Consider the following 22,810-nt stretch of genomic DNA (forward strand, 5'->3'; position numbering starts at 1 on the left):
CATAGAATAGAGCTACATGAAATATATTTTTTCAGGCAAGGGCGAGGAGATAAGGAAAGACCTGGTTAAGTCAATTGAAAATTTTGAGTCTGAAGGCAGGGCTCTTGGGCCAGGATTAAGAAACAGCCTGAAAATTTTTGATATTAAGACGTATAGGGTAAATATCAAATCTTTTAAAAAGCCTAATCTAATTAATAAGTTCGTTTATAAATATTTCCGAAAATCCAAAGCTGAAAGGTCGTTTATTAATGCGATTAAATTACTTGAAGCAAACATAGGTACACCATATCCTATGGCGTATGCTGAAGAGGATAGTACAGTATTTTTTAGCCAAAGCTATTACGCCTGTTTACATCAGGACTATGACCTAACCTACCGGGAGCTGGTGATAGATCACGATTTTCCAGATCACGAGAATATTTTAAGAGCCTTTACCAGGTTTACTTTTGAACTGCATGAAAAACAGATCCAATTTCTGGATCATTCGCCGGGAAATACTTTAATTCAGAAGAAAGCCGGGGATTATAAGTTCTTTCTGGTGGATCTCAATCGAATGAATTTTAAGGAGCTTAATTTTGAAGAGCGCATGTTGAATTTCTCCAGGCTTACGCCGAAAAAGGAAATGGTGGAAGTAATGGCCGATGAATATGCAAAATTGATCAAAAGACCGAAAGCAGAGGTTTTTGAGAAAATGTGGTTCTATACCAACCAGTTTCAGGAGAAATTTCAAAGAAAAAAGCGCATAAAGAAAAAACTCAAATTCTGGAAAAATTAATCCTGCTTTGGGATGAAAGGGGCTTTCCTGTGCGACTTGAAAGTGAAATAGTTTAGCTGCTTTCTTATCTTATATCTTCGAATAAGATTTAGCGGCTTTTTCTTAAGATGAGATTTATCTGAATGTAGAAAATCTATACAGGCATTGATCACTCTTTCACTGGAATTACCATCTAAATATGGATGAGAAAACATAGCGAATTTTTCAATTTCAGAGATGAGTTCCTTCGGTCTGGAAAGAGCAAGGTCAAAAGAACTTTCAATATCTTCAACCTTTTCTATATTGATAAGATATGGTCCCGGCATATTATTTTTAAAAGTAACCACAGGTTTTCTCTGAATTAAAAATTCAATAATGGCCGAAGTGGTATCAGAGAACATGATATCTGCTTTTTTGAACAAGGGGATGAGGTCTGTAGTATCGTGAAAAGTGAAATTTTCATTTTCAAGAGCCTTGAATTTTTTTACGGTCTCACGATCAAGTTTGGGATGTAAAGTTGCGATAAACTGATATTTCCCTGTTTTCGATAATCTTTCTATTTCCTTTACTACTTCGTCTCTTAAAGCCAGGCTATAATATCGGGTAAAAGTAGAAGATATCAGGATAACCGGTTTTTTATTATTGGTAGGCTCCAATGGGAAAAGTGGATCCATTTTTGACCAGCCTGTCTCTATCACTTCGAAAGACCTATATTTTTCCTGTTGCTTTTTAAACGGCCCGGTACTGGAAGGTCCTTGTGTACAATAGAGATCGAAAAAACCTCTTATAATAAACTGATCAGTCCCTTTTCTTTTATTCGCCGGAAAGCCATGAAATATTTGAACTTTTAATCCCGGAAAGAAATCTGGCACCGTGTCTGTAATGGCCAGAACAAAATGTGGGTCATAGTCGATCGCCTCTTCAATAGTTTCAATTAAAATTCCATTTTCGGGGAAATACTTCTTTGGTTCTTCCATACCCGAAAACCATTTCAGGGAAAATCCCATTTTTTGAGCCTGCTCCTGTATAGGGAGGCCTATGGGTAGTCCGTAAGTATGGTTTATATATATTAGGAACCGGTATTTCATTTAGAATTATGCTTTAAAAAATGCTGCAATTTATCTGTGAAAAGTGATGGCTTTAATTTGTTATAAAGCTCGGTATTATCTTTTGAAAGTTCTTTAAAGGTCTTATTCTGAAATAATTCCGGCTGATAATCTTTTAAATGAACCGATACATTTTTTTTCCCGTCTTCATAAATATTCCAGTTTTCCTTATTCAGTGGTGGTGAGAAAATTGCGAATGTTGGAATATCTAAAGCTTTGGCCATGTTTATAGCACCGCCCTCGTTACCTATGAGGCCATCACAATGCGAGGTTAATACCAGAAATTCTCGAAGGCTTTTACCGTAGATATTCAGGTGAATATGTTTCCGGGTTTCCGGTTGGCAAAGCTGGTAAATATTTTCTATATCTGTTTTTTGGGAAGGCACATAGTTAAAAAGAAGATTAGCACCTGATTCTCTAACGATCTCATCCAACATTTCGGCTAAATAAGGAAGGGGATAGGTTTTCTTTTCAGAACTACCTAAAGCACCAATCATATATAGAGGTTTAGAAAGGTCTATTTTTGAAATTTCTAATTTCTGCTTTGCTTCTTTCTTTTCCTCTTCGGTCAAAAATATCTTTGGTTTGATCTCAATTGGAAAATTTGAAGATAAGGGACTCAGCATTCGCATCCTTTTTTCAATAGCTGCACCGGCAATAGTTTGTGCCTGGATATTCCTGCTGAACACATGCGTACAAAGCGGACGTGTATATTTCTTATTGTAGGCTATTCTGTATTTTGCACCTGAAAGTCCTGTAATGAGGGCAGTTTTTAAATTGGAATAGACATCGATGACCGCATGATATTTTTCTTTTTTGGTCATCTGGATAAGACTTCTTAGTGAGTTATCCTTATCGGTAAAAATGATCTTATCTATATTCGGGTTGTTCTGGACAACCGGGTACGTATGCTCATAGATCATGTAATGCAGTTCGGCTTCCGGGAATTCCTTCCGAAGGGCCTCAAAGAGGATTGAGGATGTAAGCACATCCCCAATCATTTTTATCTGTATTACAAGTATCTTCAAATTTAAGATCTAAACTGCGACGTTATATTCGCGCAAGGCGTCGTTCAGGGATGTTTTTTTATTAGTGCTTTCCTTTCTTTTCCCGATGATGAGAGCACATGGAACCTGGTATTCTCCCGCTGGAAATTTCTTGGTATAGCTTCCCGGGATCACTACAGATCTTGCCGGTACATAACCTTTGAATTCTTTTGGTTCGTCACCGGTCACATCGATGATCTTGGTGGAAGCGGTTAGCACTACATTGGCGCCTAAAACAGCTTCTTTTTCAATCCTGATCCCTTCCACCACTATACTTCTTGATCCCAGAAAGGCATTGTCTTCTACGATCACTGGAGCTGCCTGAAGTGGTTCAAGAACACCGCCAATTCCAACTCCACCGCTAAGGTGTACGTTCTTACCAATTTGAGCACAACTTCCAACAGTTGCCCATGTATCTACCATCGTACCTTCATCCACATAAGCTCCGATATTTACATAACTCGGCATCATAATAACTCCTGAAGAGATATATGCCCCATGTCTGGCTACGGCATTAGGTACCACACGAATTCCTTTTTCCTTATATCCTTTTTTCAAAGGGATCTTATCGTGATATTCGAAAATTCCGGCTTCCAGGGTTTCCATTTTCTGAATAGGGAAGTAAAGTACAACACCTTTCTTTACCCATTCATTAACCTGCCATCCATCAGCAGTTGGTTCAGCCACACGCAATTCTCCTTTGTCTAAAAGTTCAACAACTTTTCTAATCGCGTCTATGGTTTCCTTATCTGAAAGCAGGTCTCTGTTTTCCCAGGCCTCTTCTATTTTCGATTTCAATTGATCCATATTTCTAATTTTTTTCAAATATAATAGCTATAAGGCAATATTTATGGACAAACGAATATAAACCTTACCTTTGCCTAAATTTTTGAAATGCCCAGAATTTTAGCCCTGGATTACGGAACAAAGAGAACTGGAATAGCCGTTACCGATGAATTGAAGATGATCGCTTCGGGTCTTACTACTGTTCAAACTCCTGAACTTATAAAATTCCTTGAAGACTATTTCAAAAATGAGAAAGTGGAACGGGTTTTGGTCGGGGAACCAAAGAGGATGGATGATACGCCTTCTCAAAGTGAGGTTCATATTCAGGAATTCTTAAAGAAGTTTACTGAAAAATTTCCTGATATGCCTTTAGAAAGAGTAGACGAGCGCTTTACCAGTAAAATGGCCGTGCAGAGCATGATCGATGGAGGATTGAAGAAAAAGAAACGACGCGATAAGGCCCTGGTTGATGAGATTAGTGCGACTATCATCTTGCAAACCTGGCTTTACGAATAAGGTAAAAAGTTGCAGGTATAAAAGTCTGCTCGAATTATAATTAGATATTAAATAATAAAGAGGCTTGTAGCTTTTGGCTGAAAGCTGAAAACTTTAAAGAATGATTTTACCAATTGTAGCATACGGAGATCCGGTTTTAAAAAAGAAAGCCAAAGAGATCGATAAGGATTATCCGAAACTTGAGGAATTGATCAACAATATGTGGGATACCATGTATAATGCCTACGGAGTTGGTCTCGCCGCTCCACAAGTAGGACTTCCAATCAGGATTTTTATGATAGATCCCGCTCCCTTTGCAGAAGATGAAGAATTAGACGAAGCAGAACAGGAAGCGCTAAAGGATATGCGTAAGGTTTTCATTAATCCTCAGATCATTGAAGAGACCGGTGAAGAATGGGCTTTTAGTGAAGGCTGTTTAAGTATTCCTGAAGTTCGTGAAGATGTCTTTAGACAACCGGATATTACCATCGAGTATTATGACGAAAATTGGGAAAAACATACCGATACTTACTCAGGATTGGCAGCAAGAGTAATTCAGCATGAATATGATCATATTGAAGGAATTTTGTTTACAGATAAGCTTTCCAGCCTGAAAAAGAGACTGATAAAAAGTAAACTGACGAATATTTCGAAGGGCAAGATCAATGTAGAATATAAGATGCGTTTCCCTAATGCAAAAAAAGCCCGATAAAGGCTTTGATAATTGAACCTGGGAATTGATATTTGCCAACCTAAATAAAAAAATACTATGGGATTAGATAAAATTCTTGCTATTTCTGGAAAACCCGGTTTATATGAGCTTACCGCTCAAACCAGAGGTGGCTTTGTAGCAAAATCTTTACTAGACGGTAAGAAGATCGCAGTGAATATGCGTCACAATGTGAGTATTTTGAGCGAGATCGCTATTTATACTTATACTGAAGAGATTCCGTTAGGTGAAGTTTTCCAGAAGATCAAGGAAAAAGAGAATGGTGAGGAAGCTATCAGCCATAAAGCATCTAAGAAAGAGCTAGAAGATTATTTTTCTGAAGTGCTTCCAGATTATGATGAAGACAGGGTGTACGCCAGTGATATGAAGAAGATCTTCCAGTGGTACAACATATTGATAAAAAACGGATTCACAGATTTTTCTAAAGAGGAGAAAGCTGAAGAAACCAAGGATGAAGAAGAATAGGATTCAGAATTCTTATCACATAAAATTAAAAGCTGAAATTTAATATTTCAGCTTTTTTTATGTTTAAAACTCATCACCCTCAACTTGTTTAAGGGTTCTATTGTTGAGATGCTGAAACGAGTTCAGAATGACGTAAGGAATCAAATTTTAATAGAATTGTCACCCTGAATTTATTTCAGGGTCTTCTTTTGGGATGTGAAGCTTTTAGCAGTGTTTATATTTAAAACTTTAGACCGAAGATAAAAGCACCATCCCTTTTTCCTCCAAAGTCCGATACCACATAATCCAGTCTTAAAAACCTGAACTTTCCAAATCCAAGATTGTCTATTCCTACCGAGTATTCTGAATAAGGATTTCTGTCTTCAGTAATTAATCTGTGAGCTCCAACCACCAGGTTGAAGTTCAGTTTATTGATCAGGGGTAATTTTCCTAATGCCCAACCCTGGAAATCATGTTCCGCATGTATCTCAGCATAATTCTTGTTGGTGCTGAAATTGTAATAAGGCATTAAATTGAATTTACCCACATAACTTCCAAAACCTATTCTGGTCTGGTTTCCATTGAAATGTTGGTAATCTACCAGGCTGATCTCTTCAGCATTCGAGAAGATCCCTCCATTTAAAAGATATTGGAATTCACCTTTATTGCCGAGGTTAAGACTTTGCCGTATTTCGGCTTTGAACTGGTCAAAATTGTATTTGCTTTCGCTGCCGCCAAATCCTTTTTCCCAGCTTAGCTTTAATTTTGGGTATTTGGATTCATATACATCATAGCGACCATTAGGATAACTCATATATTTCTGGCCAAAAGTAATATCTGCGGTAAGATCTGTTTTGAAAATTGAATGTTCTTCAAAAGGAAGACTTCCGAAATTTTCCGGTTGCAGAGGATTATTCGAGGTATAATTACGCTCTTCCCAATCCATGATGACGTGATCTGTATGATTGGTAAGGGCCTGCCTGTTCTCCCAGGCAAATTCCCCAGACAAATTGATACCCGGAAAAACATCCTGACCATAGCCGATCTGAGCAAAGCTTTTTTCGTAAAGCTTCATATAATTTCGCTCGAAGAAAATAGTGGTGATACTATTTAAAAGAGGGGCAATCGGTTCTCTATCATTGATCTGTTCCGCGCTGGTTCCCCCAGATATTCTAAGCACAGGCTTATTGAAATTATTGAACTTTTTCGCGAATCCGCCTTTGATCCTGAACCTATCTTCACTTAAACCATAGTCGATATTTGAAAATACTCGCCAGTAATTCTCCTGATCTTCACCGGTTCTCTGCCTGTAAGATAAGGTCACATCTGTATTCCAACCCTGCACCGTGTTGAAACCAATTCCAGTCACAGGAGCACTGATATTAAAACTTCTGTGTTTCCAGGAATTGGTATATGAATATCCAAAAAGCACATCGGTTAGGCCAAATTTATTCCGGACTGCATCTACAGAATCCTTATATTTTTTGGTGCTTTTTACCTCTTGAATACTATCTTTCCTAACATAATCTTCAATTTCTTCAGAAGTAAGTGGGACCGGTCTTAGTTCTTCCCAGTAAAGTGAATCTTTTTTATTGGCTTGTTCCTGGAAACTAAGGATCTCTCTTCCGAAGCTATTTTTAGTGAACTGCGGACTAAAATCATAATTGCTGTAAACGGCCGTGAATCTACCATTCCCGCCAAAGCCAAACATTTTAAAGCTGAAATCTACGCTTTGCGAGATCTGTATATAGAGTCCATTCTCCTTGGAATATTTGTAATTCTGCCTGAAAACAAGTTCTTCAATAGGTGGAACCTGCACAGCCTTACCGGTGGTGGTGAGTTCTACACCGTAAATTTGCCAGAGGTCTTCCACGATATAGATATATCCTGAAAAAACGCGGTCGTTTTCTCGCTTCGGAGTTACCTTGATCTTATTAATGAGATTGCCCCAATCATCAAAAAAAGTTCCTTCGAGTTGATATTTGTAGTAGTTAAAAGCATAGTCGGCAATAGGGGAGACCATTTCACTATTGATCTCTAAAGTATTTTCATAGAAAGAAAAGTAAGCCTCTTGCGCTGAATTTAAACTGAAGCCATTATCATCACCGCTAACTTTAGAAGCGATGATCTTCTCCTTGAAGTCATCTGGTTTCTGAAAAGCGATCTCTGAAATGGTCTCACTTAGGTAAACAATTCCACTTCGGGTAGAGTCCAAACCTCCGCCGAGGTCACCCACGTCCTGGCCTAAAATTTTCTCAGGTGCATTCTTGATCCTCCATAATCCGCGGGAATAAAAATCGGCAGTAAATGATTCCAGCTTTTCGGCATTTAGTTCTCTTACATCAATAGCATTTCTAATGATCCTATTGGCGGGATTATCCCCACTTTGCACTGTAACTTCCTCCAGGCTTGTGCTTTCGGCTTTCAAAACAACATCTATCTCAATAGGGAAAGACTCAGCTTTAATTTCCTTTTTAAGCGTTTTGTAACCCAGGAACTGATATACGAGGGTGTAATTCCCTGCCTCATTTATTTTCAGCTCATAGATGCCGTCATCATTGGTTGTAGTACCTTTTGAGCCGGTTTCGGTATAAATATTTACATAGGGTAGAGGATTACCTTTTTCGTCTTTAACTTCCCCGGTAATTTGGGAAGACATCTGGGAAACTGCAAAAAACAGTATCAGCCCAAGTAGCTTTTTAAGCATGGATTAGATTTTGGATTTTAAGTAAAACGGAAAGATCTGAAATTTATTTGTATTCTTTCTTGATTCGGTCTAATCGACGCTTGCTTTCGCGATCTTTGATGGTTTCTCTTTTATCATAAAGTTTTTTACCCTTGGCCAGAGCGATCTGTAATTTTGCAAGTCCGCGGTCATTTATGAACAATCTAAGGGGAATAATGGTCAACCCGGAATTGGTTACTTCCTTTTCCAGTTTTCTCAATTCCCGGCGCTGCAGTAATAACTTTCTTTCACTTTTGGGATTGTGATTAAAGTGAGTGGCATGAGAATATTCTTCAACATGCATATTGATAACAAAAAGCTCGTGATTATTGAATTCACAAAAACTTTCGGCAATATTCGCTTTTCCTTCCCGTATAGCTTTGATCTCTGTTCCTGCTAATTTGATACCTGCGGTATATTTATCCAGGAATTCATAATTGAACTTAGCTTTACGGTTCTTGATGTTGATAGTATTCTTCATACAAGCACAAAAATACAAGGTTTAAGCTAATTTCATACTAAAGCAATTTTAAAATTCAGTGAATATGGATACTAATCAAATATTGCTATTTTTGCGCCACTCAAATTGCCTCTTATGAAAAATATATTTATCGTATTGATCATCCTCTTTTTTGCTTCATGTGCCGGTGAGAAACAGGAACTTACAGCAGAAGAGATCGTGGATAAAGCAATTAAAAACGCTGGTGGAGAAAGATATAAGAATGCCGAAATTGATTTTGTTTTCAGAAACAAAGAATATAAAAGCACAAGAGAAGGAGGGAAGTTTAGTCTCGAGAGAAAAATGACCGATTCCACCGGAAATGAGATCCGTGATATTTTAGATAATGATGGGTTTCAAAGAATGATAAATGATACTGTAGTAGAAGTAGTAGATTCGATGAAGGTGGCTTATGGAAATTCGGTTAATTCTGTGCATTATTTCGTCCAGCTGCCTTATGGTCTTAATGCCGAAGCTGCAAAAAAGGAATTAATAGGAAAGGACAGTATTTCTGGTCGTGAATATTATGAAGTGAAAGTGACCTTTGCTGAAAATGGTGGGGGAACAGATCATGAAGACGAATACATGTACTGGATAGACACCAGGAATTTTGAAGTAGATTATCTGGCGTATAATTTTGAAACCAACGATGGTGGTGTTCGTTTTAGAAAAGCCTTTAATCACCGAATCATTGAAGGTATTCGCTTTGTAGATTATGAAAATTACAAATACGATGACCATTCTACTCCTTTAAAAGAACTAGATGATCTTTTCGAGAAAAGAGAGCTTGATTTGCTTTCAATTATCGAAACCAAAGATGTAAAGGTTAAACTAGGGTCTTAGGTATTAATTGATATAAAGCACCTGGCTGGTAGTCTCTCCATTTGGCAGAATCTGCACGATAAACAGTGCCCCGTTCTCCTTATCATCAATATCTCCATGCTTCCTCTTACCCAGGATAGCATTGGCTAATTGTGGTGTAGTGTTGCTGTGTCCAACTACAAGAACTGTTTTCCCTTTGGTGGCTTTCTGAAATTCCTCGTTGTTTAGATTCTTTGTGTCATAATTCAGGATCTCTAATTTATTCATTTTTACCAGGGGCATAGCCGTTTGCATGGTGCGATTGTAATTTGTGCTATAAACAGCGTCAAGATTTACATTCTTAAGTACTTCTGCCCATTTTTTCGCTCTGGCGGAACCTTCCTTAGTTAGATCTGGATTTTGATTTGAAGAGTCACTTCGGTCTTTTTCAGCATGACGTATCAAATAATACGTGGTGATCTCGTTTTGCTGATTATTCATATTGCTTTCTCCTGAAGGATTGGTGATCCCTAAAATTACTGAAAAGAAAATAGTGATAATATTAGCCATAATCGTGTTGATTTATTTGAACATTTGACGTTTTGAGGTCTAATCTGTTACAGAATCTCCGTCCTTGATTTTTATTTGCATTAAAATAAACTGGTTTATCTGCTCAGCAAAACTGTTGAAATTATTGTCTGAAACAAGTAATAAAGATCGTTCACCATTTTCAAGGGTTGGTCCAAAACACATTCCTTCAATATTGTCTACGATCTCTCGGGTTAACTGATCTTTTACCGATTTAAAATTGAATATAAGTTTCTTTTCGGCTTTGTTGTATTTTTCGCCCTTTAGCTCATTCTTGTCAAGAATGTTAGTAGCTTTTGATGCATCTACATCAAAAATTTTCACAGTATTACCGTGTGAGCCATATCCCGCAGAATAGGACCTTTCAAGTATTAAAAATTTATCCTGGTCATATTCCAGGATCTCTGTAACCCCATTCACAGCAAAATAATTAATAGGTAATTTTGAAACGCCATCAAGTTTATAGGCGAATTGTTTCACTGGTTTCCCGGTTTCCTTATCGTATTTTGTGATCCTAACGTGAGACCTGGAAGGATAGATCTTAGGTTTGGGACCATCTTCTTCCAAGGGCAATTCCATAGCAACCCAGTAACCCTTATTATCAATACTCTCAGTAATTCCCTCAAAGACACCATTGTTTCTCGGTTTCTGAGCTGAATTGGAGTTAAAATAGTCTGGAATTGTATAGGCTTTTTTTGCATGGCCAAGGATCGAGATCTCATAAATACCCGGATCTTTTCTGTCATCGATGGCACCTTCACTAGTGACAATAAATTTGGTTCGATCCTTATCGTATCTGATAGCTTCCAGGTCGAAAACCTTATTTCGAAACTCTTCAGTTTTTTTAATAATTATAAGTTGATCCACTGCAATCTCCCTGATCTTTTTATCTTCAATTATTAGGTCTGCGAGATAAATACGTGGATTGCCCGCATCATCGCTAACCATAAATAACTTTTCATTTTTATAATCTATACCAGATAATCCCCCTACAGCTGTTTGATCAATCTCAGTTTCTGCCGGTAAGACATATTCGTCTAGAAATCTTAATTCAACATTATCATTTTCGATCTTTCTGGTTACCGCACAACCGCTAAGCACTATAGAAAGAAGGCACAGGATCGATATTTTCTTCATGGGAAATATTTGGAATCCAAAAATAACAAATGTTTAAGACAATAATAGGAGTTTCTTGGGACACCTAAGCGTGATGTTTGGGTACCTTTATTTTATTAACATCTAAAACCAATAAATTATGAATGAAGATCAGAGAGAAGGTAAGTGGAAACAAATTAAAGGTGAATTTAAACAGAAGTATGGAAAATTAACCGACGATGATACCACTTATTCTGAAGGAAAATTTGATGAGATGCTTGGAAGAATGCAAGAAAAGACAGGAAAATCTAAGGAAGAATTGAAAAATGAAATCGATAAATGGTGATCCTGAATAATTAATAAAAAAAGGCGTTGAAGTAATTCACCGCCTTTTTTATTTTAAAAACTAATATTTAATTAATCATTTTTCGCGAGTTCTTCCTGGTTCCTGAAAACCAGTTCGTCATTGAACTCATCCAGCAAAATGATACTGTCTGTGTGAATATTTCCAGCAAGTATCTCTTTGGAGAGTTTATTTAAAACTTCTCTTTGAACCACCCTTTTCACCGGTCTTGCACCAAACTGTGGATCAAATCCTTTTGCCGCAAGATATTCAATAGCTTCTTCAGTAGCATCCAGAACAATATGTTGTTTTGCCAGCATCTTTTTAACTCCTTTCAACTGCAGACCTACGATCTCTTTGATGTCCTTTTGTGTAAGCGGACTAAACATTACAATGTCGTCTATCCTGTTGATAAATTCAGGTCTTACGCTTTGCTTTAATAATCCGAGAACTTCAGTCTTTGCAGCTTCCATGGCTGTATCAATATCTTTGATATTCTCAAATTTCTCCTGGATGATATGACTTCCCATATTCGAGGTCATAATAATTATGGTGTTTTTGAAGTCAGCCAGTCTACCTTTGTTATCTGTCAGTCTACCTTCATCAAGTACCTGTAAAAGGATATTAAAAGTATCAGGATGCGCTTTTTCGATCTCATCAAGCAGGATAACCGAATATGGTTTTCTTCTTACTGCTTCGGTTAACTGACCACCTTCATCATATCCAACATATCCTGGAGGTGCTCCAACTAATCTGCTTACCGCATGCCTCTCCTGGTATTCACTCATGTCTATCCTGGTCATCGCCGACTCGTCATCGAAAAGGTATTCTGCCAGTGCTTTAGCTAATTCGGTTTTACCAACCCCGGTAGTACCAAGGAATAAAAAGGATCCAACTGGTCTTTTCTGGTCCTGTAGTCCGGCGCGGCTTCTTCTAACCGCATCACTTACAGCGATGATTGCTTCATCCTGACCAACCACTCGTTTGTGAAGATCCTGCTCCAGGCGTAATAATTTTTCACGGTCGCTCTGTAGCATTTTGGTTACAGGTATTCCTGTCCATTTTGCTACGACTTCCGCAATATCTTCATTAGTCACCTCTTCCTGGATCAAAGATTTCTCGTTCTGGTTTTCTGCAACCTTTTCCTGAAGTTTTTCCAGTTTCTCCTGGGCTTCTTTGATCTTACCGTAGCGTATCTCTGCTACCTTCCCGTAATCTCCCTCGCGTTCAGCTCTTTCAGCTTCCAGCCTGTAATCTTCAATTTCAGATTTTAGATTCTGAATATTATCTACGATCTCTTTCTCGCTCATCCAACGAGCATGCAGATCGTTTCTTTCTTCCTTAAGATTGGCCAGGTCTGCTCTTAAAGATTTTAGTTTGGCTTCATCTTTTTCTCTTTTTATCGCTTCTATCTCGATCTCTAATTGCATGATCTTACGGTCCAACACATCGAGTTCTTCTGGCTTGGAGTTGATCTCCATGCGCAGTTTTGAAGCGGCTTCGTCCATAAGGTCAATCGCCTTATCTGGAAGGAAACGGTTGGTGATGTATCGCTGAGATAACTCTACCGCGGCAATGATCGCCTCATCTTTGATCCTAACTTTGTGGTGTGTTTCATATTTTTCCTTGATCCCTCGTAAAATAGAGATCGCACTTTCGGTATCAGGTTCCTCTACGGTCACCTTCTGGAAACGCCGCTCAAGGGCCTTATCTTTTTCAAAATATTTCTGGTACTCATCTAAAGTGGTTGCACCTATGGCTCTTAATTCGCCTCGGGCAAGTGCAGGTTTCAGGATATTTGCAGCATCCATGGCGCCCTGTCCACCTCCGGCACCAACCAGGGTGTGGATCTCGTCAATGAAAAGCACAATATTACCGTCACTGGAAGTAACTTCCTTGATCACTGCTTTTAGCCTTTCCTCGAATTCCCCTTTGTACTTCGCACCTGCGATAAGCGCTCCCATATCCAGGGAGTAGATCCTTTTATCTTTTAGGTTTTCAGGCACATCTCCGTCAACTATACGGTGAGCCAATCCTTCTGCGATCGCAGTCTTACCGGTACCCGGTTCCCCAACCAGCATTGGGTTGTTCTTGGTCCTACGTGAAAGGATCTGCAGAATTCTTCTAATCTCTTCATCTCTACCAATTACCGGATCTAATTTTCCTTCTTCTGCTAACTGGTTCAGGTTACGGGCGTATTTATCCAGCGAATTATAAGTTTCTTCTGCGCTTTGAGAGGTTACCCTGTCTCCCTGACGTAATTCAGCAATCGCTGCTTTAAGCCCTTTTTCTGTAGCTCCCTGGTCTTTCAGGATCTGAGCTACTTTGCTTGAAGATTTAAATATCGCCAGGATCAAATGCTCAATAGATACATATTCATCTTCCATTTTCTTAGCGATGGAAGAAGCTTCGTTCACTGTTTTACTGGCTTCACGGGAAAGCATGATGTCTCCTCCACTAACTTTTGGGAAGCTTTCCAGACTCTTATCCAGGATCTGGTTAAACAGGTTTACGTTAATGTTCAGTTTTTTCAGCAAGAATGGAGTTACATTTTCGTCTACCATGCTAATGGCTTTAAAAATGTGTTCGTTCTCAATTTGCTGATGGCCCATTTCCTGAGCAAGCTGCTGCGCCTGCTGGATAGCCTCTTGTGATTTTATAGTAAAATTATTAAAGTTCATTATTTCTGTTTTTTAAAATTCATATGTCAAGAGGTGTACCATTAAAAATAAATGTCAAAATGACGCATGTTCTTGAAGAAAATAAAGACAAAACGGCAGTTTATTGGTAAACCTTCAAATTTTAGCCTTTATTTTTCTCTATTAAATTTACTTAGATTTACTTTTGCGAAAAAGAATGTTATGGGATTATTTGATAAAATGTTCAATTCAGAAAAGAAGGAAGAGAAAGTAGAAAAGAAGTCAACGCCCTGGATAGATCTTAATTCCATGGATCAGTTAGATGAAATTGAGAAAAATTCAGAAGATCATACTGTGGCTATTTTAAAACATTCTACCAGATGTGGTGTAAGTAAAATGGTACTTAGAATGTTTGAGGCAGATTATGATCTCGATGACAGCAAACCGCTGAAACTTTATTTTCTGGATCTAATAAGTCACAGGGATATTTCTAACGAGATCGCAGAACGCTTTAGTGTAAGACATGAAAGTCCGCAACTTATCGTTCTTAAAAACAGGGAAGTGGTGCACCATTCTTCACACCAGGAAATTTCAGCAGATAAATTAGCCGGTTTTGTAGGCTAAAACCTTTTCATTCAAATTCAATTTATAAGTGTTTTCACTTAATTCTTGATAATAGTGCTCTCAGAAGGGCTTTATCTGGTTGATTGTCAATTGGTATATCTATTTTTAAAGTTCAAACTTTAAAATATGAAGAAGCAAATAGAGCGATCGGGCGCATTTCAGGATTATATTGCTGAAGGGGTAAAAGTAGGTAATGCCTTATATATTTCAGGCCAGATTAGTCTGGATGAAGAAGGTAACTTAATAGGAGAAAATGATATGAAGGCACAGGTAGATAGAGCCTATCACAATATCGCTGAGCTTCTGAAAAAATTTCAACTTTCCATGGATAATATCGTAGACGAAACCTGGTTCGTTACTGATGTGAAACATACTATGGAAAATATCAATGGGTTTTTTTTTAGGTGAGACACAAACACTACGGTAAATTTCCTGAGGTGGCTAATACCGTGGTAGAGGTGAATTCACTTGTGATGCCAGAGCTTATGATCGAAATTAAATGTATTGCTCATAATGAATAAAAAAAGCCCTTGCGTTTAAACAAGGGCTTTCTTCATTTATTATTGAAAATTTATTTCTTCTTTGGCTGGTATACCGGAAGTAATTTTGAGCTTACTTCTCCGAAACCAATTCGAGATTCACCATTCTGGCAATATCCTCTCATGATCACGGTGTCATTGTCTTCAATGAATTTGCGTTCAGACCCATCTTTCAATTTAATAGGTTTGCTTCCGCTCCAGGTTAACTCCAGCATAGATCCAAATGAATCCTCTGAAGATCCGGAAATCGTTCCCGAAGCCATCATGTCTCCTGAATTTACCGGGCATCCATTTACGGTATGGTGAGCCAGTTGCTGACTCATATTCCAGTAAAGATATTTGAAGTTTGATTTTGAAAGTGAATTTTCTTCACCTCCTTCTGGCTGAAGGAAAACCTCCAGGTTGATATCAAAACTCTTGTCTCCGCTATATTTTAAATAGGGAAGTAATTCTTTTTCAGGTTTTGGGCTTGCCGTTCTAAATGGCTCTAAAGCATCCATGGTTACGATCCATGGTGAAATAGAAGATGCGAAGTTCTTTGCCAGGAATGGGCCTAGTGGCACATATTCCCATTTTTGAATATCGCGTGCACTCCAGTCATTGAAAAGCACCATTCCAAAAATATACTCTTCAGCTTCGTCCACCGGTATCGGCTCACCAAGATGATTAGCATCAGTAGTGATAAAAGCCATTTCCAGCTCAAAATCTACACGTTGAGATGGCCCGAATACTGGAGCATCAGAATCTGCAGGTTTAGTTTGTCCCTGTGGTCTATGAACCGGGATTCCGCTAGGAATGATAGAAGAACTTCTACCATGATAACCTACGGGAATATGCAGCCAGTTTGGTAACAGGGCATTATCTGGATCTCTGAACATGGTCCCGATATTGGTCGCATGTTCTTTCGAAGAATAGAAATCTGTATAATCTCCTACCTGAACAGGCATTTGCATTTCTATCTCGTCCAGCGTAAAAAGCACGGTATTTCTATGATCTTTATTGTCCTTTAATTTAGGATTATTAGCGTCGAAGATATCGGCGATGCGGTTTCTCACCAGGCGCCAGGTCTTCTTACCGTCAGATATAAAATCGTTTAAAGTATCTTGTAAAAATATATCGTCGGTTAGTGGAATTCCTTCAAAATAACCCAATTGATGCAAGGCTCCAAGGTCTATCGCATAATCGCCAATTCTTGTACCAATGGTGATCACATCATCACGGGTTAAAAATACTCCAAAGGGAATATTCTGAATAGGGAAATCGGTATCACCAGGAATATCCAGCCAGGTTTTTCTTTTTGGATCGTTAGCGGTAATTGGCATAAAAATGTTGGTTTTTTGTTAAAATCTAGTTGATTCAAATATATTATTTTCCTGTAATTAACCGAATGTATTTGTTACTTTTACCGAATATTTAACGTAAAAGATTGTAATGCAACGAGACACCCAAGTATTTGATTTAATAGCTAAAGAAAAAGAGCGCCAGTTAAATGGTTTGGAACTTATTGCAAGTGAAAATTTTGTAAGTGATGCGGTACTAGAAGCTGCCGGATCTGTTCTTACAAATAAATATGCTGAAGGCTACCCAGGGAAGCGATATTATGGCGGATGTGAGGTAGTAGATCAGGTGGAACAACTTGCGATAGACCGTCTAAGGGAATTATTCAACGCTGAATATGCCAATGTGCAGCCTCACTCGGGTTCACAGGCGAATACAGCAGTTTTTCATACCTGTATGAAACCGGGAGATAAATTCCTTGGTTTCGATCTTTCTCACGGAGGTCACCTAACTCATGGTTCTCCGGTGAATTTTTCAGGAAAATTATATAATCCCTCTTTCTACGGTGTAGATAAGGAAACCGGTCTAATAGATTATGATGCGGTAGCCGAGATCGCGGAAAGGGAAAAGCCGAAAATGATCATTGCAGGTGCTTCGGCATACTCAAGAGAGATCGATTATAAAAGGTTCAGGGAAATAGCAGATAGCGTTGGAGCTATTTTGCTTGCAGATATTGCACATCCTGCCGGGCTGATAGCTAAAGGATTGATAAGTGATCCTGTTCCTCATTGTCATATTGTGACTTCTACTACCCATAAAACCCTTCGTGGTCCAAGAGGAGGGATCATCATTATGGGGAAAGATTTCGATAATCCTTTTGGAGAGAAATTGAAGAATGGGAATCTTAAGAAAATGTCAGCAATGCTCAATTCAGGAATTTTTCCTGGAAACCAGGGTGGGCCATTGGAGCATATCATCGCGGCTAAAGCGGTTGCTTTTGGAGAAGCATTGACAGATGAGTTCCTTCACTATATGGTTCAGGTTAAAAAGAACGCTAAAGTATTGGCTCAGGCATTTGTTGATAAGAAATACGGAGTTATTTCCGGTGGCACCGATAATCATATGATGCTTATAGATCTTAGGAATAAGAATGTAAGCGGAAAAGATGCTGAAGAAGCTCTTGGAAAAGCAGATATCACGGTAAATAAGAATATGGTACCGTTCGATGATAAATCTCCTTTTGTGACTTCAGGAATTAGAATTGGAACTCCTGCTGTTACTACTCGTGGATTAAAAGAAAGTGATATGGCCAAGATCGTAGATCTTATAGATCGTGTGATTATCAATATCGATAATGATTCTGAAATTGAAGCAGTGAAAAAAGAAGTGAACTCCATGATGCATGGTCTGCCACTTTTTCAAATGTAATTTTGAGAATCTATATTAAAACACAAAGCCATTCTTCGGAATGGCTTTTTTAATGCAAATTATTGAAGGAAAACCGCTTTTAACTGATCTGAAATTTTTACTGGCTTTTTGGAATCTACATCTAAAAGACACCAGGTAGTTTTTGCTTCAGCCAGAACTTTATCGGTTTCTGCATTTTTTATGATCACATGTCTTATGGATGTGACATGTGTAACTTCACCCACATAGGTTTGGAGGGAAATATTGTCTCCCAGAAAAGCCTCTTTTTTATAGCTTATTTCGTGTTTTACAACCACCCAGATCACCTGGGCCTTTTGTTCTTTAGATGCTCTTGCTTCCCAGTGTTCTTCTGCAACATCCTGCACCCATTGTACATATTGTACATTATTAACGTGCCGTTGCTTGTCAAGATGCTCTTCCTCTACAACCAACTGCTTTTTGTAGATATCGGGATTCAATTCCATTATTTTTCCATGATTTTAACTTCAAAGATCTTATCCCAGTTTTTCCCGGTTACGTATAACCTATCGTTTTCAGGATTATAGGCGATCCCGTTAAGAACATCCAGTTTATCGTGCTGAGTAACTTTTTCGCTTAGACCTTTAAAATTAATAACTCCTTCTATAGCTCCATTCTCCGGATTAATAATTGCTACGCTGGGATATTGATAGGTATTTGCATAAATCTTCCCGTTTACCCATTCCAGTTCATTGAATTTGGAGGAGACAGATTTATGGGTTGTTGGTTGTATATAACTTTTTTCGGCTAAGGTTTGAGGATCCAGGATCCAGATCTTTTCGGTTCCATCACTTTTAAAGACCTTCTCACCGTTATTGCAAAGTCCCCATCCTTCTTCACTTTGACCATAGCCAAAAGTCCCGGTTCTTTCAAACGTATCCAGGTCATAGATGAAGCCTTCTCCTTCCTGCCAGGTTAACTGATAAAGCTTATCATTAAGAATGGTAAGCCCTTCTGCGAAATACTGATCATCTAATTTTATTTCTTTAAGAACCTCACCAGATTCAAGGTCTACTTTGCGAAGTTTTGATTTTCCGTATTGCCCGATACTTTCATATAAGGTATCTCCATGAAATTCGAGTCCCTGAGTATAGGATGTGATATCATGAGGATAGGAGTTTACCACCTCATAGGTATAAAGAACCGGAGATTCAGTATTGAGAATCTGTATTGGTTTGGTGAGTGTATCGGCAGATTCTTCAGAATAAACAATTGCTTTTAAAACCTGATTGCCTAAAAGTACCTCGTCCAGATTTAGACTGAAATTACCATCTTTAGAACTATTCAAATATTGGTCATTGAAATAGAAGGAAACAGAATCAATATTCTTATTTTTTGAATTTACAATTGAAGCCTGCAATTCTTCGTTCAGCTTAAAATCAGACTTGTTTTCTTTGATCTGAAGAGAAAAATCAGATTTTTTATTTCCGTTATTACTTCCGCAGGAAAAAATTAAAAAGTTTAAAATAAAGAGTAACAGTAAGTTAAATTTGTTCATCATAAAAAAGGCTTAAAACGGAGCTAAATTAACCAATTCACATTAAAAAAAGCTTGCCTAAACTAACAAAGATTGTATATTTGCACCGGCAAGTCCCACACAACCAGCTCCTGCTGAATCCCCCAGGGCGGGAACGCAGCAAGGGTAGGCGGTCGTAGCGGTGTGATGTGGGTCGCTTGCCATTTTTTGTTTCTACCAAGTCCTAAAATTATTGCATATTTGTGCGATATGAAAAAAGGGAAATCTTCCAGGAAAATAGTGTTCATAACAGGTGCCTCTTCAGGCATTGGAAAGTCTGTCGCGACTTACTTAAGCAAACGTGATTTTATTGTTTACGGTACCAGCAGGAAACCAGTTGATTCTTCAGATGAAGATTTGCATTTCGTGACTTTGGATGTCACTAAAGAGGAAACTATCAGGGATGCTGTCCAGTATGTTTTTGAAAAGGAAGGTAGAATAGATATTCTTATAAATAATGCAGGAGTAGGGATCACGGGACCTATTGAAGAAACTCCGGAACTCGAGATCAAAAAAGCTTTTGAAACCAATTATTTTGGGCCGTTGAATATGATCAAGCATGTTCTACCAATAATGAGAGATCAAAAATCTGGTCTAATCATTAATGTGACTTCTATAGCTGGTTATATGGGCTTGCCTTACCGCGGAATTTATTCGGCGACCAAAGGAGCCCTAGAGATCACTGCGGAAGCTTACCGTATGGAAATAAAACAATTCGGTATCAAAATGACAAATGTTGCACCGGGTGATTTTGCTACCAATATTGCCTCTGGCAGATATCATGCACCGGTAACACCTGGCTCTCCTTACGAAGTAGTATATGGAAATACTCTGGACCTGATGAATGAGCACGTTGATGCGGGTCAGGATCCTGAATTAATGGCTAAAGAAATATTAAAAATTATCAATACAGAAGAGCCAAATGTTCATTATAAAGTCGGGAAAAGACTTCAGAAGTTTTCAGTAAAACTAAAAGGTCTGTTACCCGATAAACTATACGAGAAAATGCTTATGAAGCATTATAAATTGTAATTTTATTACAATTACAAATACGTATTTCATTAATATTCAAAATAACACACAACTATGAAATTTTTTATTGATACTGCCAATCTGGACCAGATCAAAGAAGCACAGGATCTTGGGGTGCTGGATGGAGTAACCACCAATCCTTCGCTAATGGCTAAAGAAGGTATTACCGGGAAGGACAATATATTTAAACATTACAAAAAGATATGTGATCTTGTAGATGGGGATGTGAGTGCAGAGGTAATCGCAACAGATTTTGAGGGCATCGTTAGAGAAGGTGAGGAGCTTGCAGAATTGCATGACCAAATCATCGTGAAAGTGCCTATGATCAAGGAAGGAGTGAAAGCTCTTAAGTATTTTAGTGACAAAGGAATTAAAACCAATTGTACTTTGGTTTTTTCAGCGGGTCAGGCTCTTTTAGCTGCAAAAGCTGGAGCAACTTATGTTTCTCCTTTCATTGGTAGACTTGATGATATTTCTACGGATGGTCTAAATCTAATTGCTGATATTAGACTGATCTATGATAACTACGGTTTTGAAACTCAAATTCTGGCTGCATCGGTAAGACATACTATGCACGTTCTTGAATGTGCTAAGCTTGGCGCAGATGTTATGACCGGACCTTTATCTTCTATTGAAGGATTATTAAATCATCCTTTGACAGATATTGGTTTAGAGAAATTCCTTGCAGATTATAAAAAAGGTAATCAATAAGGACTTATAAAATATAAGGATTAATAAAGGCTGTCTGAGAAGATGGCCTTTTTACTTGTTAAGAAATTGCAGAATTTCTTTTTCAAATTCAGGGCTTCCAAACTGAATGTCCCCTTTAACAATAGTACCATCAGAGTCTACAAAGAATATCTTGTTCAGGTATTTTCTATAGGTTTCTTTACTGGTTGTGCGTTTAGTGATCTGAAACTCATTTTCCTTATCATACCCGAATGTTTCCAGAGTTCTAAGCCACTCTTCCCTTTCGTCCAGGTCTATATTAATTCCAAGAAAGTACAATTCCGGATATTTTTTCTTTAGATTTTCTATGATCCTATGCTGCCATCGATGGTGGGCCGGAGAGTAAAGTGACCAGGCATAGGTTATAGTGGGTCTGTCTATGACCTCTCCATAAGTAATTTCTTTTCCTTCTGTATTTTCTGCCTGCAGGTTATTAATGGATTTGCCTACAAAATAAGTTTCCTGGATTTGAGCAAGCTGCCTTGCTTCTTCCATATGGCTAAAATCTATAGATTCCAGTAGGTTTAGAACAGAATCTAATCTGTTTTCCCCTTCAGCCATGGTAATTGCCTGGGCTGCAAGTCTATCTATAAATTCGTTCTTAAGAGATTTAATGTTTGATATAGAATCTATCAACAAGATCCTTCTTTCAATATTTTTGAATGTATTAATATTGAAACATTTTTTATGATCTTCATGTTTCTGTGCACATTCTTCAATAGATTTTGAACGCAGATAATCATCTATTAGGTTTGTATACACATAATAGTCCTGAAGTTCTTCATTGTTGAAATCTATATCTTCGCGATAATCATTAAAATCTTCCGGGATCTTTTCAGCAAAACTGTTATAGTATTTCCTAATGAGGAAGGTGTATCTCTCTCTAAGATCGTAGTATTCGTAATCTATACTGGCTCGGGCTGTTTCAAGGAATTCATCTGAAAATTCATTTCTGGCCTTTAGCTCTTCCAGTTTTTTAAGTCTTTGATCTTTTATAGAATCTGTGATCCTGGCAAATTCTGATGGTTCGATCTTGTAATAGGTAAGAATAAGATCGTTGTTGCTCTGGTTGTTCAGGAACATGTCCAGAAGAAAATTGCTTTTTTCAGCGCCTTCTCCGCTAAAATTCAGAGACTCGTCAAAAGCCATGGTGTTCAGCCAGATAACGATACTATCGCCGGGCTCCATGTACATGATCTGGCTTTCAGGAGGATGCTTGAAGGTGTATATGCCGCTTTCCAGATCTGAATAATCCTTACCGAATTGATTCTTTTCGTCGAGGTATAAAGTATCGATGGTCTTATTATCTTTGGAGATAATGATATAATCTGTTTCGGGATTATTTATCTGACCTCCAATAAACACAGAATCTGAGTTAGAGGAGTCATCGTTACATCCCGCTGTGAGAAGGGCGCAGCTTAATAAGATTAAAAATGAATACTTCATTAATGGTATTGGGCGATTGAGGCCTTTTCGGTCAGCCTCATTTTTTAACAAATATAGACGGAGGCTTTAACCACCAATGTTAAGTGTGAGTTAAAACACATATTTAAAACGTTAATCTTTCTTAGTAAACACGATTATAACTACTTTTG

The 22,810-nt window shown here is 38.1% G+C and carries 23 protein-coding genes and 1 other RNA gene; 12 read left to right on the forward strand and 12 right to left on the reverse strand.

The window, feature by feature from the left end; translation table 11 throughout:
* The first annotated feature begins 16 nt into the window (after window positions 1-16).
* A complete protein-coding gene (locus tag G3I01_RS09850) occupies window positions 17-775 on the forward strand; it encodes a Kdo domain containing protein (RefSeq protein ID WP_219547384.1) in 759 nt (252 codons plus the stop codon).
* Here the strand turns inward: G3I01_RS09850 and G3I01_RS09855 are convergent.
* From G3I01_RS09855 to G3I01_RS09865, 3 genes are read right to left on the reverse strand one after another with little or no spacing between them, the layout of a single operon-like run.
* A complete protein-coding gene (locus tag G3I01_RS09855) occupies window positions 772-1,842 on the reverse strand; it encodes a CDP-glycerol glycerophosphotransferase family protein (protein WP_219547386.1) in 1,071 nt (356 codons plus the stop codon). The two genes, G3I01_RS09850 and G3I01_RS09855, sit on opposite strands and share 4 nt — an antisense overlap.
* A complete protein-coding gene (locus G3I01_RS09860; protein ID WP_219547388.1) occupies window positions 1,839-2,888 on the reverse strand; it encodes a glycosyltransferase family 9 protein in 1,050 nt (349 codons plus the stop codon). Before G3I01_RS09860 ends, G3I01_RS09855 begins: the two co-directional genes overlap by 4 nt.
* A gap of 9 nt (window positions 2,889-2,897) precedes the next feature.
* A complete protein-coding gene (locus G3I01_RS09865) occupies window positions 2,898-3,713 on the reverse strand; it encodes a 2,3,4,5-tetrahydropyridine-2,6-dicarboxylate N-succinyltransferase (RefSeq protein ID WP_219547390.1) in 816 nt (271 codons plus the stop codon).
* 87 nt (window positions 3,714-3,800) lie between these two features.
* Between G3I01_RS09865 and ruvX the strand changes: the two genes are divergently transcribed.
* From ruvX to G3I01_RS09880, 3 genes are all read left to right on the forward strand, one after another.
* A complete protein-coding gene (gene ruvX, locus G3I01_RS09870) occupies window positions 3,801-4,208 on the forward strand; it encodes a Holliday junction resolvase RuvX (protein ID WP_219547397.1) in 408 nt (135 codons plus the stop codon).
* Window positions 4,209-4,308: 100 nt separating this feature from the next.
* Complete coding sequence (def, locus tag G3I01_RS09875; protein ID WP_219547399.1) at window positions 4,309-4,899, forward strand: peptide deformylase; 591 nt, start codon at window positions 4,309-4,311, stop codon at window positions 4,897-4,899.
* Window positions 4,900-4,956: 57 nt separating this feature from the next.
* Window positions 4,957-5,382 (forward strand): DUF5606 domain-containing protein, encoded by a 426-nt coding sequence (locus G3I01_RS09880; RefSeq protein WP_219547401.1) that lies wholly within the window; start codon window positions 4,957-4,959, stop codon window positions 5,380-5,382.
* 220 nt (window positions 5,383-5,602) lie between these two features.
* On the opposite strand, the gene G3I01_RS09885 is transcribed toward G3I01_RS09880, so the two are convergent.
* Together G3I01_RS09885 and smpB are read right to left on the reverse strand one after the other, a co-directional pair.
* A complete protein-coding gene (locus G3I01_RS09885; protein WP_219547403.1) occupies window positions 5,603-8,068 on the reverse strand; it encodes a DUF5686 and carboxypeptidase regulatory-like domain-containing protein in 2,466 nt (821 codons plus the stop codon).
* A 43-nt stretch (window positions 8,069-8,111) separates the two neighbouring features.
* Window positions 8,112-8,567 (reverse strand): SsrA-binding protein SmpB, encoded by a 456-nt coding sequence (smpB, locus tag G3I01_RS09890; protein WP_219547405.1) that lies wholly within the window; start codon window positions 8,565-8,567, stop codon window positions 8,112-8,114.
* 114 nt (window positions 8,568-8,681) lie between these two features.
* Between smpB and G3I01_RS09895 the strand changes: the two genes are divergently transcribed.
* Window positions 8,682-9,428 (forward strand): DUF6503 family protein, encoded by a 747-nt coding sequence (locus G3I01_RS09895; protein WP_219547407.1) that lies wholly within the window; start codon window positions 8,682-8,684, stop codon window positions 9,426-9,428.
* A 3-nt stretch (window positions 9,429-9,431) separates the two neighbouring features.
* Here G3I01_RS09895 and G3I01_RS09900 read toward each other — a convergent pair whose 3' ends face one another.
* On the reverse strand, window positions 9,432-9,956 hold the full coding sequence (locus G3I01_RS09900; protein WP_219547409.1) for a phosphoglycerate mutase family protein: 525 nt from the start codon (window positions 9,954-9,956) through the stop codon (window positions 9,432-9,434).
* A 39-nt stretch (window positions 9,957-9,995) separates the two neighbouring features.
* Window positions 9,996-11,111: an esterase-like activity of phytase family protein gene (locus tag G3I01_RS09905; protein WP_219547411.1), complete on the reverse strand. Its 1,116-nt coding sequence runs from the start codon at window positions 11,109-11,111 to the stop codon at window positions 9,996-9,998.
* Between the two features lie 118 nt (window positions 11,112-11,229).
* Here G3I01_RS09905 and G3I01_RS09910 point away from each other — a divergent pair, with 118 nt between their 5' ends.
* Window positions 11,230-11,415: a CsbD family protein gene (locus tag G3I01_RS09910; protein WP_219547413.1), complete on the forward strand. Its 186-nt coding sequence runs from the start codon at window positions 11,230-11,232 to the stop codon at window positions 11,413-11,415.
* A 71-nt stretch (window positions 11,416-11,486) separates the two neighbouring features.
* On the opposite strand, the gene clpB is transcribed toward G3I01_RS09910, so the two are convergent.
* Window positions 11,487-14,093, reverse strand: a complete 2,607-nt coding sequence (gene clpB, locus G3I01_RS09915; RefSeq protein WP_219547415.1) for an ATP-dependent chaperone ClpB — start codon at window positions 14,091-14,093, stop codon at window positions 11,487-11,489.
* Window positions 14,094-14,273: 180 nt separating this feature from the next.
* Here clpB and ytxJ point away from each other — a divergent pair, with 180 nt between their 5' ends.
* Entirely contained in the window at window positions 14,274-14,675 is a 402-nt protein-coding gene (gene ytxJ / locus G3I01_RS09920) for a bacillithiol system redox-active protein YtxJ (protein WP_219547417.1), read from the forward strand.
* 126 nt (window positions 14,676-14,801) lie between these two features.
* Window positions 14,802-15,083 carry a RidA family protein gene (locus tag G3I01_RS09925; protein WP_219547419.1) on the forward strand — a complete coding sequence of 94 codons (282 nt, stop codon included), beginning with the start codon at window positions 14,802-14,804 and terminating at the stop codon, window positions 15,081-15,083.
* 163 nt (window positions 15,084-15,246) lie between these two features.
* Here the strand turns inward: G3I01_RS09925 and fahA are convergent, their stop codons facing one another.
* Window positions 15,247-16,536 carry a fumarylacetoacetase gene (fahA, locus tag G3I01_RS09930; protein ID WP_219547421.1) on the reverse strand — a complete coding sequence of 430 codons (1,290 nt, stop codon included), beginning with the start codon at window positions 16,534-16,536 and terminating at the stop codon, window positions 15,247-15,249.
* 109 nt (window positions 16,537-16,645) lie between these two features.
* Between fahA and glyA the strand changes: the two genes are divergently transcribed.
* Window positions 16,646-17,920 carry a serine hydroxymethyltransferase gene (glyA, locus tag G3I01_RS09935; RefSeq protein WP_219547423.1) on the forward strand — a complete coding sequence of 425 codons (1,275 nt, stop codon included), beginning with the start codon at window positions 16,646-16,648 and terminating at the stop codon, window positions 17,918-17,920.
* Window positions 17,921-17,979: 59 nt separating this feature from the next.
* Here the strand turns inward: glyA and G3I01_RS09940 are convergent, their stop codons facing one another.
* Window positions 17,980-18,384 carry an acyl-CoA thioesterase gene (locus G3I01_RS09940; protein WP_219547425.1) on the reverse strand — a complete coding sequence of 135 codons (405 nt, stop codon included), beginning with the start codon at window positions 18,382-18,384 and terminating at the stop codon, window positions 17,980-17,982.
* The gene (locus G3I01_RS09945; RefSeq protein WP_219552803.1) at window positions 18,384-19,436 is read right to left on the reverse strand and encodes a glutaminyl-peptide cyclotransferase; all 1,053 of its coding nucleotides are present in this window, start codon (window positions 19,434-19,436) and stop codon (window positions 18,384-18,386) included. Before G3I01_RS09945 ends, G3I01_RS09940 begins: the two co-directional genes overlap by 1 nt.
* An 86-nt stretch (window positions 19,437-19,522) precedes the next feature.
* Here G3I01_RS09945 and ffs point away from each other — a divergent pair.
* The 3 genes from ffs to fsa all read left to right on the forward strand — a co-directional run bounded on the left by ffs (window position 19,523) and on the right by fsa (window position 21,197).
* An RNA gene (gene ffs, locus G3I01_RS09950) (signal recognition particle sRNA small type) lies at window positions 19,523-19,621 on the forward strand.
* Between the two features lie 43 nt (window positions 19,622-19,664).
* The gene (locus G3I01_RS09955; protein WP_219547427.1) at window positions 19,665-20,486 is read left to right on the forward strand and encodes an SDR family oxidoreductase; all 822 of its coding nucleotides are present in this window, start codon (window positions 19,665-19,667) and stop codon (window positions 20,484-20,486) included.
* 54 nt (window positions 20,487-20,540) lie between these two features.
* Window positions 20,541-21,197, forward strand: a complete 657-nt coding sequence (gene fsa, locus G3I01_RS09960; RefSeq protein ID WP_219547429.1) for a fructose-6-phosphate aldolase — start codon at window positions 20,541-20,543, stop codon at window positions 21,195-21,197.
* A gap of 51 nt (window positions 21,198-21,248) precedes the next feature.
* Here fsa and G3I01_RS09965 read toward each other — a convergent pair whose 3' ends face one another.
* Window positions 21,249-22,661, reverse strand: coding sequence for a hypothetical protein (locus tag G3I01_RS09965; protein WP_219547431.1), 1,413 nt, complete (start codon window positions 22,659-22,661; stop codon window positions 21,249-21,251).
* Window positions 22,662-22,810: the final 149 nt, after the last annotated feature.

Source organism: Gramella sp. MT6, from assembly GCF_019357415.1.
In the GTDB taxonomy this organism is placed as follows: domain Bacteria; phylum Bacteroidota; class Bacteroidia; order Flavobacteriales; family Flavobacteriaceae; genus Christiangramia.

What these genes read in the sequence shown, in the direction of transcription:
- G3I01_RS09925 (WP_219547419.1), top strand. Translation starts at nt 14,802, where the DNA reads ATGAAGAAGCAAATAGAGCGATCGGGCGCATTTCAGGATTATATTGCT.
- smpB (WP_219547405.1), bottom strand. Translation starts at nt 8,567, where the DNA reads ATGAAGAATACTATCAACATCAAGAACCGTAAAGCTAAGTTCAATTAT.
- ruvX (WP_219547397.1), top strand. Translation starts at nt 3,801, where the DNA reads ATGCCCAGAATTTTAGCCCTGGATTACGGAACAAAGAGAACTGGAATA.
- glyA (WP_219547423.1), top strand. Translation starts at nt 16,646, where the DNA reads ATGCAACGAGACACCCAAGTATTTGATTTAATAGCTAAAGAAAAAGAG.
- G3I01_RS09910 (WP_219547413.1), top strand. Translation starts at nt 11,230, where the DNA reads ATGAATGAAGATCAGAGAGAAGGTAAGTGGAAACAAATTAAAGGTGAA.
- G3I01_RS09940 (WP_219547425.1), bottom strand. Translation starts at nt 18,384, where the DNA reads ATGGAATTGAATCCCGATATCTACAAAAAGCAGTTGGTTGTAGAGGAA.
- def (WP_219547399.1), top strand. Translation starts at nt 4,309, where the DNA reads ATGATTTTACCAATTGTAGCATACGGAGATCCGGTTTTAAAAAAGAAA.
- clpB (WP_219547415.1), bottom strand. Translation starts at nt 14,093, where the DNA reads ATGAACTTTAATAATTTTACTATAAAATCACAAGAGGCTATCCAGCAG.
- G3I01_RS09945 (WP_219552803.1), bottom strand. Translation starts at nt 19,436, where the DNA reads ATGAACAAATTTAACTTACTGTTACTCTTTATTTTAAACTTTTTAATT.
- G3I01_RS09895 (WP_219547407.1), top strand. Translation starts at nt 8,682, where the DNA reads ATGAAAAATATATTTATCGTATTGATCATCCTCTTTTTTGCTTCATGT.
- G3I01_RS09885 (WP_219547403.1), bottom strand. Translation starts at nt 8,068, where the DNA reads ATGCTTAAAAAGCTACTTGGGCTGATACTGTTTTTTGCAGTTTCCCAG.
- G3I01_RS09865 (WP_219547390.1), bottom strand. Translation starts at nt 3,713, where the DNA reads ATGGATCAATTGAAATCGAAAATAGAAGAGGCCTGGGAAAACAGAGAC.
- G3I01_RS09905 (WP_219547411.1), bottom strand. Translation starts at nt 11,111, where the DNA reads ATGAAGAAAATATCGATCCTGTGCCTTCTTTCTATAGTGCTTAGCGGT.
- fahA (WP_219547421.1), bottom strand. Translation starts at nt 16,536, where the DNA reads ATGCCAATTACCGCTAACGATCCAAAAAGAAAAACCTGGCTGGATATT.
- ytxJ (WP_219547417.1), top strand. Translation starts at nt 14,274, where the DNA reads ATGGGATTATTTGATAAAATGTTCAATTCAGAAAAGAAGGAAGAGAAA.
- G3I01_RS09880 (WP_219547401.1), top strand. Translation starts at nt 4,957, where the DNA reads ATGGGATTAGATAAAATTCTTGCTATTTCTGGAAAACCCGGTTTATAT.
- G3I01_RS09855 (WP_219547386.1), bottom strand. Translation starts at nt 1,842, where the DNA reads ATGAAATACCGGTTCCTAATATATATAAACCATACTTACGGACTACCC.
- G3I01_RS09900 (WP_219547409.1), bottom strand. Translation starts at nt 9,956, where the DNA reads ATGGCTAATATTATCACTATTTTCTTTTCAGTAATTTTAGGGATCACC.
- G3I01_RS09850 (WP_219547384.1), top strand. Translation starts at nt 17, where the DNA reads ATGAAATATATTTTTTCAGGCAAGGGCGAGGAGATAAGGAAAGACCTG.
- G3I01_RS09965 (WP_219547431.1), bottom strand. Translation starts at nt 22,661, where the DNA reads ATGAAGTATTCATTTTTAATCTTATTAAGCTGCGCCCTTCTCACAGCG.
- G3I01_RS09955 (WP_219547427.1), top strand. Translation starts at nt 19,665, where the DNA reads ATGAAAAAAGGGAAATCTTCCAGGAAAATAGTGTTCATAACAGGTGCC.
- fsa (WP_219547429.1), top strand. Translation starts at nt 20,541, where the DNA reads ATGAAATTTTTTATTGATACTGCCAATCTGGACCAGATCAAAGAAGCA.